The sequence below is a fragment of the Terrabacter sp. MAHUQ-38 genome, from assembly GCF_014518425.1.
GTDB lineage: Bacteria > Actinomycetota > Actinomycetes > Actinomycetales > Dermatophilaceae > Terrabacter.
Genome location: NZ_JACVCU010000003.1, coordinates 896785 through 910522, shown reverse-complemented (window position 1 = coordinate 910522; position 13738 = coordinate 896785). Strand labels below are relative to the sequence as shown.

General features: G+C 69.6%; 12 protein-coding genes and 1 pseudogene. 4 read left to right on the top strand and 9 right to left on the bottom strand.

From position 1 onward, the window contains the following. Positions 1-245: pseudogene (locus H9I49_RS15225) on the bottom strand (ABC transporter substrate-binding protein); the annotation flags it as partial. A 467-nt stretch (positions 246-712) separates the two neighbouring features. After that, positions 713-1450 (bottom strand): aminoglycoside phosphotransferase family protein, encoded by a 738-nt coding sequence (locus H9I49_RS15220; protein WP_188031181.1) that lies wholly within the window; start codon positions 1448-1450, stop codon positions 713-715. A gap of 396 nt (positions 1451-1846) precedes the next feature. On the opposite strand from H9I49_RS15220, the gene H9I49_RS15215 reads away from it, so the two are divergent. Then, complete coding sequence (locus H9I49_RS15215) at positions 1847-2452, top strand: HNH endonuclease family protein (RefSeq protein ID WP_370587587.1); 606 nt, start codon at positions 1847-1849, stop codon at positions 2450-2452. 88 nt (positions 2453-2540) lie between these two features. Here the strand turns inward: H9I49_RS15215 and H9I49_RS15210 are convergent, their stop codons facing one another. The 7 genes from H9I49_RS15210 to H9I49_RS15180 are packed head-to-tail and all read right to left on the bottom strand — an operon-like array spanning position 2541 to position 11016. Next, positions 2541-3152: a bifunctional 4-hydroxy-2-oxoglutarate aldolase/2-dehydro-3-deoxy-phosphogluconate aldolase gene (locus tag H9I49_RS15210; protein WP_188031180.1), complete on the bottom strand. Its 612-nt coding sequence runs from the start codon at positions 3150-3152 to the stop codon at positions 2541-2543. Next, a complete protein-coding gene (locus tag H9I49_RS15205; RefSeq protein ID WP_188031179.1) occupies positions 3139-4068 on the bottom strand; it encodes a sugar kinase in 930 nt (309 codons plus the stop codon). The genes H9I49_RS15210 and H9I49_RS15205 overlap by 14 nt, the downstream gene beginning before the upstream one ends. Then, positions 4068-5165, bottom strand: a complete 1098-nt coding sequence (locus H9I49_RS15200; RefSeq protein WP_188031178.1) for a glycoside hydrolase family 88 protein — start codon at positions 5163-5165, stop codon at positions 4068-4070. The genes H9I49_RS15205 and H9I49_RS15200 overlap by 1 nt, the downstream gene beginning before the upstream one ends. After that, the gene (locus H9I49_RS15195) at positions 5152-7893 is read right to left on the bottom strand and encodes a hypothetical protein (RefSeq protein ID WP_223128693.1); all 2742 of its coding nucleotides are present in this window, start codon (positions 7891-7893) and stop codon (positions 5152-5154) included. The genes H9I49_RS15200 and H9I49_RS15195 overlap by 14 nt, the downstream gene beginning before the upstream one ends. Next, positions 7890-8789, bottom strand: coding sequence for a carbohydrate ABC transporter permease (locus H9I49_RS15190; protein WP_223128692.1), 900 nt, complete (start codon positions 8787-8789; stop codon positions 7890-7892). The genes H9I49_RS15195 and H9I49_RS15190 overlap by 4 nt, the downstream gene beginning before the upstream one ends. Next, positions 8786-9715, bottom strand: coding sequence for a carbohydrate ABC transporter permease (locus H9I49_RS15185; protein ID WP_188031177.1), 930 nt, complete (start codon positions 9713-9715; stop codon positions 8786-8788). The genes H9I49_RS15190 and H9I49_RS15185 overlap by 4 nt, the downstream gene beginning before the upstream one ends. Beyond that, entirely contained in the window at positions 9715-11016 is a 1302-nt protein-coding gene (locus H9I49_RS15180) for an ABC transporter substrate-binding protein (protein WP_188031176.1), read from the bottom strand. The genes H9I49_RS15185 and H9I49_RS15180 overlap by 1 nt, the downstream gene beginning before the upstream one ends. A gap of 165 nt (positions 11017-11181) precedes the next feature. Here H9I49_RS15180 and kduI point away from each other — a divergent pair, with 165 nt between their 5' ends. Genes kduI through H9I49_RS15165 form a run of 3 tightly spaced genes read left to right on the top strand, consistent with a single transcriptional unit; the run spans position 11182 to position 13573 of the window. Continuing rightward, positions 11182-12000 carry a 5-dehydro-4-deoxy-D-glucuronate isomerase gene (gene kduI / locus H9I49_RS15175; protein WP_188031175.1) on the top strand — a complete coding sequence of 273 codons (819 nt, stop codon included), beginning with the start codon at positions 11182-11184 and terminating at the stop codon, positions 11998-12000. Continuing rightward, complete coding sequence (locus tag H9I49_RS15170) at positions 11997-12758, top strand: SDR family oxidoreductase (protein WP_188031174.1); 762 nt, start codon at positions 11997-11999, stop codon at positions 12756-12758. Before kduI ends, H9I49_RS15170 begins: the two co-directional genes overlap by 4 nt. Next, positions 12755-13573 (top strand): IclR family transcriptional regulator, encoded by an 819-nt coding sequence (locus H9I49_RS15165; protein ID WP_188031173.1) that lies wholly within the window; start codon positions 12755-12757, stop codon positions 13571-13573. The genes H9I49_RS15170 and H9I49_RS15165 overlap by 4 nt, the downstream gene beginning before the upstream one ends. Positions 13574-13738 lie beyond the last annotated feature (165 nt).

Sequence of the window (13738 nt, the reverse complement as noted above, 5' to 3'; positions counted from 1 at the left end):
GTGTCCAGGAACGAGGTCGGCGGGTAGTGCAGATCCGCAGCCATCGTCAGGGTGCCCCGCGCCTTGATGTCCGCCGGCAGCAGCTTCACCGCAGCCGGGTCCGGCTGCACCTCAGGCAGCGAGCCGGCGGGCGCCCCCGCTGCCGCGTCCGCTGTGGCCCCCGGGTCCGATGAGCCACACGCGGCTGCCGAGAGCAGGAGCGCCGGGGCCAAGGCCGCAACGCAGACGCGTCGCCTCACGCTCATCGTCTGGTGTCCCTCACGCGTAGCTCCATTGATACGAGTCATGGCCAACTTCCTTGGTTCGTGGGCGAGTTCACTCTCGTCCCGGTCGATGTCGATGTGCAGCTGTTTGGGTCATGCGGCGCTCCTTGGGCCGTGCGCTGGGCCGGATGTGTACTCGTCGACGGTGCGGACGGCATACGCAGCTTCTTCGCGGCGGCGTTGCGGCGCGCGACGCTTCGAGTCCTCGACCGAGCAGCCTTGGAACTCGTTCACACGTCTCCTGCCAAGGCTCAGGACGGCCGGCCACGCAGATCCGCGAAGCCCTCTCTTTGGGTCGATGTGGTCGAGATTAGGAGGCAGACGGCCAACTGTCAACAGTTGACTATCCGAGCTGGGGCGGGCTCCAGTGCGTCGAACGCGTTCAGGGGAGGACGTGCACACCCGCATCCACGAGGCGCCTGGCTCCTGATCTCACGCCTTGTGGGATCTCACAGCTGGGACCTCAGCACGTCGACCTCGCAACCCGGCGAGGACGGGTCGAAGCCGTGCTCGACGAGCCAGCGGATCGCCGTCAGGCTGCGCAGCGACCACCAGGCCCGGATCACCTCGAGGTCGACGTCTGCGCCGTAGCCGGCGACGACGTCGCCGAGGTGCTCCGGGTGCCCGAGCGTCAGGCTGGCGAGGTCGTACATGGCATCGCCTCGACCAGCCTCGGACCAGTCGAGGACCCCGGTGACCTCGTCACGGTCGACGAACACGTGGGCCACCTGCAGGTCGCCGTGCATGAACACCGGTGTCCACGGTCGGAGCGCAGCCTCGGCAACCTGCCGGTTGCGCGTGACCAGATCGGCAGGAAGGACGTCGTTCGCCAAGAGCCACGCGCATTCGCTGTCGAGGCTCGACGTCTTCTCCTCGAGACTCGCACCGGGCCACGGCGGCACCGGCGCGTCGTGCAGCATCCGTACAGTCGCGCCCGCCGCGGCCCACCCCACAGCCGACGAGCTCGACGGCTGGCCGAGGCGTCCGAGCGCCGTCCCCGGGAGAGCTGCGAGGGCCAGCACCGGCGGCTTCCTCCACAGGACCTCCGGAACTGGGATCGGCGCCAGCGTCATCGCCTCCACCTCGAGATCGGTGCGCGTCTGGTCGGCGTCGATCTTGAGGAACGTCTCGCCGACGCGGAGAGTCGCGCGCTCGTGATGGGCCACGACGACCTCGACCTCGTCCACATCGGTCAGTGTCGCGCAACGACCACGATGTCCCCATCGAATTGTCGCGAGTGGCAACGGCGGTGTCGGCGTGGTTGCGGAGCATCACCCGTCGTGCCGGGCCTGGGCTTCGACCGTCGTGGTCCTGCGATGCAGGGCAATCGGCTCACCGGCAAGATGTCCATCCGCACCGAGACCCAACCCGCCGTGGTTCCCGCCTGCCGGCCTCTGGGTGCGGGGCGGTACGCCAACGTTCGACCTTGAGGAGGCACTTCGGTGAGTCATGCTGGTGGATCGACCCTCGGGACGAGCTCATTGTGGGCGCTGCGCCGGTGCTTCCTTCTGGTCCTCGTGAGTGGTGTGCTGAGCGGTTGCCAGCTGGTGCTTGCTGCCACGGACGGGCCTCGAGGATCGTCGGTGCCGGGGTCCACTGCGGAGGGCTGGTCGAACGCACGGGAGGCGTTGGCCTCACTCGAGGTGAAGGGCCGTGCCCCGAAGACCGGCTACGACCGCGAGGTGTTCGGCCCGGCGTGGAGCGACGACGTCGACGTGCCCGGCGGACACAACGGCTGTGACTCCCGCAACGACCTCCTGGCCCGTGCCCTGACCGGCATCCAGCTCAAGCCGGGCACGCACGGGTGCGTCGTGCTGTCCGGGTCGATGATCGACCCGTACACCGGTCGTCGTCTCGAGTTCCGTCGCGGGGCGTCGACGGTCGACGTCGACCACGTCGTGGCCCTCGGTGACGCCTGGCAGAAGGGCGCCCAGAGGTGGACGCCGCAGAAGCGTCGCGACTTCGCCAACGACCCGGCGAACCTGCTCGCCGTGTCGGCCTCGGCCAACCGGTCGAAGGGCGACGGCGACGCCGCGACGTGGCTGCCGCCGCTCCGCTCCGCGCGCTGCGGCTACGCAGTCCGACAGATCGACGTGAAGAAGAAGTACCAGCTGTGGGTCACCAAGGCGGAGCGTGCCGCGCTCACCGAGATCCTCGACCGATGCCCCACCGGTGCAGACGGCGCCTGACGGGGATCCGGCGGCACCACTCGCGCGCGTACCCGTCAGGTGGCCGCCTCTGTGACAGGACCGGTCGGCGCAGGGGCCGGATCCGAACCTAGAGGAGCTGCCGCAGGGCTGCGGCGATGTCGTCGGCCTCCACCAGGTCTCGTCCCACCCCGACGGCCGTGGCACCAGCGGCGAGCCACTGCCGAACGTCTGCCAGCGGTATGCCGCCCGTCGGCACCACTCGTGCCCGGGGGGCGATGGCCAGCAGGGAGCGCAGGTAGCTGATTCCGCCGACGTGCGCGGGGAAGAGCTTGGCCACGCCTTGGTCCGCCGACGCCAGGACCTCCGCCACGGTCATGCCGCCCTCCATGAAGGGGATGCGTCCGGCCAGCTCGGCGCGCACGACCGGAGCCGGGCAGGGAGACACGACGAAGTCGGCGCCCGAGTCGACGGCGATGTGTGCCTGGTCGGCACGCAGCACCGTGCCGAGCCCGACCATCAGGTGCGGATGAGCTGCTCGGACCTGACGCAGTGCCTCCGGCCAGCCCTCGGTGGTCGCGGTCAGCTCGACCATGGTGAGCCCGGCGTCGACGCACCGCGCGGCGGCGTCGACCGCCTCGGTGGCGGTAGAGGTGCGCAGCACCGGGATGACCCGGGCGCGAGCCACCTTGTCGGCGAAGGACCTCCTGACGTCGACGGCTTCCTGTTCAACGCGTTCCATGTGTCGCTGCCCCTCCTTCTGCCATGGCTTCCAGCTGCTCGCGCCCGACATGGATGCCGTGGTCCCCGAGCTGCTGCAGCACCGCGCCGGCCAGGCCATGACCCCACCGGAGCGCGACCTCGGGCTCCCGATCCAGGGTGCGGGCGGCCAGATACCCGGCCGCGAAGGCGTCTCCGGCGCCGACCGGCTCCACCACCTCGACGCGCGGGGCCGGGACCGAGACGATCTCTGACCCCACGAAGGCCACCGCCTCGTGGGCCCCGTCCTTGACAACGAGCTCTGCCGGCCGAGGCAGGACCCGGCGCACGTCTCTGGCGGTCGCGCACCCCCAGATCTCCGCGGCCTCGTCCAGTCCGACGAAGACGGTGTCGGCCTCCTGGGCGAGACCCTCGAGGACGCCGCCCGCGACTGCCGGATCCCACAGCGCACGGCGGTAGTTCACGTCGAACGAGGTGTGCACCCGGTGCGCTCCCAAAAGGTCCTGCACGAGCGCCAGGCAGTCCGCGGACAGCGCAGGCGTGATGCCGGTCAGGTGCACGTGCTCCACCCCGTGAAGAGCCTGATCCGGCACGTGTCGATAGGTCGTGGCCGCGGACGCGCTCCGGTAGTACCGCATCGTCGTCACCGACCCGGTGACGTCCTTGACGTACATGCCGGTGACGCGGTCGGGATCCTCCTCCAGGTGTGCGGCATCGACGCCGGCGTCCTCGAGCGTCCGCCGCAGCCTGCGCCCGAACGCGTCCGAACCGACTCTTCCCGCGAAGCGAGTGGCGACGCCGAGCCGGGCGAGGTGGACGGCGACGTTGAGCTCGGCGCCGCCGGCCGAGACGAAGAGCTCGTCAGCGGACTCCAGCGGAGTCCCCGCCGGGGCGACGAGGGAGATCAGGGCTTCGCCGACGCACAGGACGGCGCCCATCAGGGGGCCTCCCTCGCAGCTCGGCGTGCTTGCAGGGCTGCGGCCACTGCGTGCAGCGCAAGTCCCTGCCCCCACAGCTGCGGCCGGTCGTCGCGGATGACGCTGTAGCCGAACGGGACGAGCTGCAGCACCGTTCCGGCACTGACGCGCGTCAGGGCCCCCTCCTCGACGTAGGCCAGGGCGCCTGCCACGGCACGCCAGCCCGCCGCCGTGATCGCGTCGGACAGGCCGGGCGCGACCGCGACGGCCCGCAGCATCGCGGCGCCGAGCCCTGCGGCCGCGGACGTCTCCAGGATCCCGGCGTTCTCCGCCTGGTCGTCGACGAGCACGCTCCACACCCCGTGCCCGGGCTGGCACGAGGCGAGCGCCTCGAGCTGCCGACCGAGCCGGTCCCGCACGGCGGCGACGGTGTCGGCGTCGGCGAGGTGGGGATCGCCCTCCGCGAGCTCGAGGTACTCGACCGCGGACAGCGCCATCCAGGCGTTCGCCCGTCCCCAGAAGCAACGCACCGGCCGCCCCAGATGGGAGCCGTGGACGAACAACCCGGTCTGCTCGTCCTGGAGGATCTCAGCGTGGGCGAGCCACTGGTGGCCGAGCTCGGAGAGCAGCGCCGGGTCACGGCGCCGCGCACCCAGGTGCCCGAGGAACACGCCGGCCATGAAGGCCGTGTCGGCCCAGACCCCGTCTGCCCAGTGCTCGATGGCGCCGTTGGCGGCCCGGGTCACCGCGGGGGAGGTCCGGAGCCACCCGAGCAGCCGGTCCGCGAGGGCCGCGCTCGAAGGCCTGCCGTCGAGCACCGCGGCCGTCCCGGGGGCGAGGTGGTTGACGTGGTCCAGGACGATGTCGCCGGCCACCTGCTCGTCCAGCCAGTCCCGCACGCGTGACGGGAACGGCCGGCCTGCGGCGTCGGCGAACCGGATGAGGCCGAGCAGGCAAACGCCCTCGCCCCAGAAGAAGTCCGGAAGACCGTCGCGCCAGGTGCGGTCCTCGATCTGCTCACCGAGCCGGACCAGGGCTTCGCTGTCGAGGGCCGCTCCCGTCAGAGGTGGCAGCGGGGGAGCGACGAGGCGGCTCGACGTGAGGTCATGCCCGACCATGGCGAGACCCCCTGGCTTGCACGAGCGAGGCCTCGACACCGCTCCCGGGGTGTGCACGGCGGCCGCGGCTGTAGTCGATCACGAGCCGTTGGCCTTCCCACTCGACCTCGAGCCGGTCAGCGCCGACCTCTTGCCGGCAGGCCGGGTTGTGCAGGTGCGGGGTGTCCCCCGGGGTCCCGTCGGCCCCGAGGGACGGGTCGCGTCCGTCGACGGTGAACGCGGTGTCCCACCCGAGCGCGAGCGCCCGGCCGTCGCGGGCGGTCCACGAGACGGCTGGATTGCCGCGGCTGCCACCGAACGCCGGATCGCCCAGGGCCGCAACGAAGTCCGAGAAGGCGCCGTCGACCGCACGACGTCCCACGGTCGCGACGTAGCAGGCTCCGTCACCGGCCGGCCACCAGCACTGCCACGCCTCGTCGCCCGTGGTCTGCGGGGTGAACCCGCGGCCCGTGGCGACGGCCACGTAGCCCTCGCCGACTCGTCCTGCCAGCCACGGTCCCTGCCGCTGCCACTCGTCGAAGAGGTCGGCAGGGAACCAGAGATGCGTGGTGCCGAACCTGTCGTCGTCGGCGATGCGATGCAGCACCAGCACGCTGTCCCGGTGCTGATGGGCACGTGGCAGAACTCGCTGTCCGGCCCAGCTGCTCGGCCGCGCCGAGGAGCTGATCGTCGACGCCGCCGGATGCGTCGCGAAGACCTGGACCTCCGACCCGAGCGTCGCGCCCCAGATGTGCTCCTGCAGGCCCGGCAGCCCGGAGCGGTAGTCCTGCACGCTGGACAGCATGGCGTCGGGCGTGCGCCAGACCCGCAGGTCCGACCCGTACGGGCGCGCGAGCAGGTCATGATGCAAGCGGTACTCGCCGCGGTAGACCTGCCTGCCGTCCCACTCGTCCGGCTCGGCGCCGGCGAGCGAGCGGATCACTGGCGGCATCGCGTAGTGGCGGGCCGTGGCGAGCACGGTCGCGGGAAGGACGGCATCGTTGAGGGCGCCGATTCCCCAGAGCAGCAACATGATCGGCGCGGTCTCTTCGAAGCGTGCGGACCGGAGGGTGTGCGTGTACGACCGGCCGTGCGCTGCTCCGTGAACGCCCTGCCACGAGTTCGTGGCCAGGGTCAGCAGGACCTTGTCGAGCAGGGCCTCGGCGAGCAGTCTCAGCTCGTGCGAGCGCGCGAACTCGACGAGCGAGACGAGCGCGAAGCAGTCGATGGCGAGGTAGGCGTTCGAGTCGAACTCGCTGAAGCCGCCGGCCAGCTTGCGACGAATCCACTCCTCGGCCAAGGGGGCTGCGTGCTCGGCATGCTCGCGTCCGGTCCAGCCGGTGTTGGTGAAAGTGTCGTCGGCGAACATCTCGCCGACGAGGAGCTCGGCGGTGTGCCAGACGAACTGGTGGTTCTCGGTGAAGTAGCACATGGCGTCGAGGCCGGGCTGGTCGATCCAGTACTTGAAGCCGGTCAGGGCGCGCCGGACGCTCTCGCGGTCGTCGTCGCCCCATGACTGCTCGGGCAGTCGGTGCCACAGGTGGATCAGGCCGACCGCCTCGAAGTCGGCGCAGTCGTAGCGTGCACCGATCATGCGCAGCGGGGTCTCGAGGTCCGCGGTATCGAGGGGCCGGTCCGGGTCGAGGACGTGTCGGGCGAGGGCGCGCGCGGAGCCCGGTCCGGCTGCCGCGCTGTGGCGCAGGAGCCGCTCGCGCCAGGCTTCGGGCGTCTCGTGACGGGCGTCCACCCGGCGAACACCCGCCAGGGACGCGACACGGGCCGTCCGGCATACGGGGACGTCGTCGCGGGCGACGCGCAGCGTCAGCTCGCTCTCGCCGGTGCTGAGCATTGACGCCGCCCCCTCCGAGTCGGTCTCGTGGGGCTGGGCGAGGTCGAGGACGGCCCTGCCGCCGTCCAGCGTGATCGTCGTCGCCGGTGCTCCGGAGACCGAGACCAGCAGCCGAGCCCCTCGTGGACCGCTGATGCGCGTCGTGCCGTCCCGGCTGGCCCACGGCCCCACCGCGACCGACTCGAGGAGCTGCTCGGCCGCCCGCGAGGCGTGCTCGTCAGCCCCGGGCGACGGGATGACCACTCGCACCGGGAGCCCGTTCACGCGGACGGACACGATGTGCCGACACTCCCGGAAGGCGACCTGCCAGGTCGCGATGTGCAGGGTGGTCATTCCCGATTCGAGGCGGACATGCACCCGGTGTCGAATCGGCTCCATGTAGCTGAACTCGTCGGTCTGGAGCACCAGCTCACCATCGACGAACGCGGCCACCGGACCGGTGCTGGCGATCTCGAGGTCGCGGTACTCGGCCTGGTCGACCTCGAGCGTGGTGGCGCACACGGAGTGCCGGTACTCGGGTGTGAAGCAGAACCGACTCCAGTCGACGAAGCCGTCGGTGCCCGTGTGGACGCGCTGCCACGTCCCCGTCGACGCGGCGTCTCCGTGCGAACGGGTCCACGTGAGCGCGCCGCCTTCCACCACCGGTGGCAGCGGCTGCTCGTCCAGGAGTGGATGCAGCGCATGCAACCGCTGCTTGAACGGTGCCACGTCGGGACCGTTGGTCAGCACCCACCTCCCATCGGCACCCCACGGGCTGCCTTCGGGCTCGAGGAGCCGACCCAGGTCGTCGCAGGGCCCGCTCCAGGCTGGGCTCACGAGCCAGTCGCGGATGAAGCCGCGTTCGTCGAGGGTGTGCACGGTCCTTCCGGTCAGCGGGGCCGGGGGGATGGCTGGAATCACTTGATGGCACCTTGGGAAAGTCCGGCGATGATCTGCCGCTGCAGCAGAAGGAAGATGACCACGATCCGCACGATGGTGACGACCGAGACAGCGAGGATCTGGTTGAAGGGGATGGCCTGCTGGCTCGCGAACCGTGCGATGGCCACCGGAATCGTCTGCTTCGACTCGTCCTGCGCGACGATGAGCGGCCACAGGAAGTCGTTCCAGCGCCAGATCACCGAGAAGATCGCGACGACCGCGAGCGCGGGACGACTGAGGGGCAGGATGATCCGCCAGAAGATGGCCCATTCACCGGCGCCGTCGACGCGCGCCGCCTCGATCATCTCGTCGGGCAGGGTGAGCATGTACTGCCGGAGCAGGAACACGCCCGTCGGGGTCGCGGCCGGCGGGATGATCAGCCCAAGCAGGGAGTTGGTGAGCCCCAGCGAGGAGACGACCTGGTACACCGGCAGGAGGATCACCTGCAGCGGGATCATGATGGTGGCCAGCGTGATGAGGAAGAACACGGTGCGTCCCCGGAAGTTGAACTTGGCCAGGGCGTAGGCCGCCATCGAGTTGATCGCCAGCGTCAGGACGGTGGCTGCCACCGTGACGATCACGCTGTTCGTCAGGTAGCGCGCGAAGTCGAACGCCTGCAGACCACTCGTGTAGTTGTCGACCGTCGGGTTGTGCGGCCACAGGGTCGGCGGCGTCTGCGCCAGCTCCTCCGCGCTCTTGAACGAGGACAAGGCGGCCCACACCAGCGGGGCAACCACTGCCAGCGCGCCGGCAACGAGCAGTGTGGTCCGCACGACGGTGCTCGTCGACGGCGGCCGACCCGACATCGAGGTCCACGTCGACGGCTTCCGCTCGGGAGCACGCGAAGCGGTGTCGGCGGCGGTGAGGGTGGTGCTCATATCGAATCGCTCCTTCGCCCGAGGACGTAGTTGGCAAACGTCACCATGAAGACCACGACGAAGAGGATCACCGCCGCCGCGCTCGCGAGGCCGTACTCGATGGGATAGCTGAACCCGTTCTCGTAGATGTACTGCACCATCAGGGTCGTGGCGCTCACGGGGCCACCGCCGGTGAGCGTGAAGATGAAGTCGAAGGACTGGAAGCCGGCGATCGTCGCCAGGATGACGACGACCATCAACGTCGGCCGCAGCAGCGGCATGGTGATCAGGCGGATCGCCTGCCAGGTGGTCGTGCCGTCGATCCGGGCCGCCTCGTAGAGCGAACCGTCGATGGACTGCAGTCCCGACATGAGGATCATCGCGTAGAAGCCGAGGTGGATCCACGTCCCCACGACGATGATCGCGACCATCGCCAAGCTCGGCTCGACGAGCCATCCGGGCTCTCCGAGGCCGACGGCCGACAGCCCTTGGTTCACCATCCCGCGCTCCCGGTCGAAGGCCGCCCTCCAGACGATGCCCACGACCACGGGCGAGATCACGATCGGCAGGAAGTACGCCGCGCTGATCGCGCCGCGCCCCCGCCGCTGGGCGTTGATCATCAGCGCCAGGGCCATGGCCAGCACGGTGGAGATGAGGACGAATCCGACCGTGTACACCAACGTGTGACGGACCACTGCCCAGAACTCCTCGTCGCTGAGGATCGCGCTGTAGTTCCCGGTGCCGACCGGTTTGAACGTCCGGCCGTTGCTGCTGTCGTAGAAGCTGAGGTTGAAGCCGTTCAGCGCCGGCCAGATCGTGAAGACCGCGAAGATCAGCATGTTCGGCAGCAGGAACAGGTACGGCGCGAGCCTGCGGGTGTTGACGCGCCCCCGGTGGACGCGGCCTCGAGGTGGCCGTTCCCGAACGGGGGCGGATGCGGCGGTCATCACTTCGCGCCCTGGATCGCCTTGTCGATCTCGGCGGACACGTTGTCGACCGCTGTTGCGACATCCTGCTGACCGGCGACGACCTTGTCCGTCTCGGCGATCAGGGCCTTGGCCGAGTTCGTGAACGCCGGGTCGAAGCCTGCAGGCCAGGTGTCCTCCGGCGTCTCGCGGATCTGCGAGACGAAGACCTTCATGTCGGCGTCGTGAGTCGGGTAGTCGAAGCCCTTCTCGGTGAGGTCCTTGCGGGTGGGCAGCCAGAACGCCGTCTTGTCGATCTCGGTCTGGTTCTCCGCCCGGTTCATCCACTGGACGAAGGCCGCTCCGAGGACCGGGTCCTTGCTGTTCTTGAAGGCCACCATGAACTTGCCTCCGGGGAAGCCGCCGCAGCGCTCCTCGCACGGGTTGGGCACAGCGGCCCAGGTGAACTTCGCGCTCTCGGCGAACGCGCCGACCTGCCACGGACCGGAGAGGTACACCGGGACCTGCTTGGCCAGGAAGATCTCGTTGGCGCCCGAGTACTTGCTCCCCGAGCCCAGCCAGAAGTCCTTGGGGGAGGCGTTGCTCTTGACCAGGTCGGTGAAGAACGTCAGCGCCTTGGCTGCCTTCGCCTTGTCCAGGGCGTTCGTGCCATCCTTGCCGACCATGACGGTGCCGAACTGGCTCAGCACCGTGCTGAGGCGGTTGCCCGACTTGTCGATGGCGACGGCGTACGGCATCTGGTTCGCCGCCGCCACCTTCTTCGCGGAGGTCACGAGCTCCTCCCAGGTCCACTTGGTCGGTACGGCGACGCCGGCCTTCTTGAAGGCGTCCACGTTGATGAAGGGACCGTTGATCGTGGAGTCGCTCGGCACGGCATACATGTGGCCTGCGGCGTCCTGGGCGGTGCCGGCGGCGCCGGCGGAGAACTCCGACGCGTAGTCGCTGCCGAAGTACTGCTTGAAGTCGACGGCCTCATCCGCGAAGGGGTGCCAGTCGGAGACGCGTGCGACCTCGGGCGCGTTGCCGCCCGACAGCCGCGCCTGCAGAGCCGTGTTGAGGTCGGCGAACGGGACGATCTGGAGGTTCACCTTTGCCCCGGTCTCCTGCTCGAACTTGGCGATCGCATCCCTCGTGGCCTTCTCGTCGGGACCGTCCGTGAAGTACACGTAGGTGAGGGTCTTGCCCTTGAAGCTGCTGAAGTCCACCGTGGCGGGGGCGCTCTGGCCGCCGGAGGAGGGCTCCGCGGTACCGGGCGCACAGGCCGCCAACGTCGCTGCCAGCGCCACACACGCCAGGCCTCCGATCGTGGTCTGAGCTCGCATCTGGTCTCCACCTCTCTGTGGATGTGTTCGTCGGATGCCGTCCGGGTCAGCTGCGGCTGACGCTGGCGCGTTCCTGATGTCACGTGCATACTGGTGGTCATTCCGCTGGAAGGGAAGAGTTTCCCGTCAGGCGGGAAGCCATCCGATGATCCGAAGGAAGAGCGCATGACTGACGTAAGGCTGGCCACTCACCCGTCTGAGCTCGACAGGATGACGACATCGGACCTGCGTGACCGGTTCCTCGTCGACGAGCTCTTCGCCCCGGGGGAGGTGCGGTTCTGCCTGAGCCACTCGGACCGGGTGCTGATCGGCGGAGCCATGCCCGGGGGAGAGGTCCTGAGCGTCGTCGCTCCGCACGAGATCCGTTCGGAGAACCTGTGCGACCGGCGCGAGCTCGGCGTGGTCTGTCTCACCGGGTCGGGAGCGGTTGTCACGGACGGCACGACCCACGAGCTGCACGCCGAGGACATCCTGTACGTCGGCGCCGGGACCGGCAGCATCGAGCTGTCGGGCGACGCGACGTTCTACCTCGTCTCCGTGCCGGCCCACCGGGCCCTCCCCACCACCCTCGTCCCGCGTGAGGACGCCGACACCGTGGAGGTCGGTGACGACGCCGCAGCGAGTCGTCGCACCATCCGCAAGTACGTCGCCGGTGGCCGGGTCGAGTCGTGTGAGCTGGCCATCGGCATCACGACCCTCGAGCCGGGCAGTGTGTGGAACACCATGCCCTGCCACACGCACGACCGGCGCACGGAGATCTACCTCTACTTCGGCCTGCCGGAGGGCGAACGCGTCGTCCACCTGTGCGGCCAGCCGCAGAGCACCCGCAGCATCGTGGTCGCGAACCAGCAGGCGGTGATCAGCCCGCCGTGGTCGGTTCACTTCGGGGCCGGCACAGCGCCCTACAAGTTCATCTGGGCCACAGGTGGGGAGAACCTCGCTTACAACGACATGGATCCCGTGGCCACGGAGGCCCTTGCATGATCGAGTCGATGTTCGGGCTATCGGGCCAGGTCGCGCTCGTGACCGGCGCCGGCCGCGGGATCGGGGCAGCCGTCGCGAAGGGGCTCGCCGGGGCGGGAGCAGACGTGATCCTCTGGGGCCGTAGCGAGTCCGGGATGCGGGAGACGGCCGACACGTGCTCGCAGCTGGGTCGAAAGGTGACCACCGTTACCGGAGACCTCTCCGACCCTCAGGGTGCCGCAACTACAGCGCGCGAGCTGGCCGCGGAGCGACGCATCGACATCCTCGTCAACAACGCCGGGACCATCTTCCGAGCCCCGGCGCTGGAGGTGGACTACGACGACTGGCGCGGCGTCCTGGCCACCAACCTCGACTCCGCCTTCGTGCTGTCCCAAGCCCTGGGCGCTCCCATGGTCCAACGTGGGGCGGGCTCGGTCATCAACACCGCGTCCCTGCTGTCGTTCCAGGGCGGCATCAACGTGCCGTCCTACACCGCGAGCAAGCACGCCCTGGTCGGCCTGACCAAGGCCCTGGCCAACGAGTGGGCTGACCATGGGGTGACCGTGAACGCCGTGGCGCCCGGCTACATCAGCACCGACAACACCACCGCCCTGCGCGAGGACCCGGAGCGTGAGCACGCCATCCGCGCTCGGATCCCGGCGGGGCGGTGGGGAACACCGGAAGACGTGGTGGGGGCCGTCGTGTTCCTCGCGGGCCCGTCGGCCAGGTACGTCACGGGCCACACGCTCGTCGTGGACGGCGGGTGGCTGGGGAGATGACCGCGCCGCAGGGCAGAACGCCGCCCCCAGCTGCGCCGGTCGACCGCACCGGCGCGGTTGCCAAGGTCGTGCGGGTCGTGGAAGCCATCACCGAGCACTCCGGGGTCTCCGAGATCAGCCGGTCCACGGGCTTGTCGACGTCCACTGTGCACCGCATCATCCAGGAGCTCGTGGCCCTGGGCTGGGTGCGGGGTGACGGCGAGCACGGGTACCTCCCGGGTGTCGGCCTGCTGACCATTGCCGCGCGGGCGGACTTCGAGGCAGGCATGCCGGTGATCGAGCCGATTCTCAAGGGGCTCAGGGACGCGACGACGCACACCGTCCACTTCGCACTGCGTCAGGGCGACCTGGCTGTGTACGTGGCCAAGATCGAGGGCCTGCGCGCATACGAGATGCGCAGCCGCATCGGACTGGCGATCCCGCTGCACAGCACCGGCATCGGCAAGGCGCTGCTCGCCGGACTGCCGGAGGCCGAGGTCCGTGCGGTTCTCGAGCGCTCCGGCATGCCGCCGATGACGCCGAGGACGATCACTGACCCGGACGCCATGATCCAGCACCTGCACACCGTCTCGCGGCGCGGCTACGCGATCGACGACGAGGAGAACGAGGAGCACACCCGCTGTATCGCCGCCGTGGTGCGCGACCACCGCGGGGCGGCGATCGGTGGGATCAGCATGTCCGCCATGGCCTTCGAGATCGACCAGGAGCGAGCCCAGCAGCTCGCCCCGCTCGTCATGACAGCAGCGCGCAACGTCTCCCAGGCGCTCGGACACCGGATCTCCGGCGAGCTCCCCGTCGCCCCGAGGGCGAGGTAGCCGACGACGGCGCTCAGCAAGGACGCGCCGACGAGGCGAGCCACCGTGCAGAGGCGAGTGAGGCCAGAACACCAATCGCAAGCTTCGTGTCCTCGCCTACGAGGTTGTCGAGACCGGCGACGTGAGCCTCTACCGCGCGCGTGAGCCGTCGCAACGCTCAAGGCG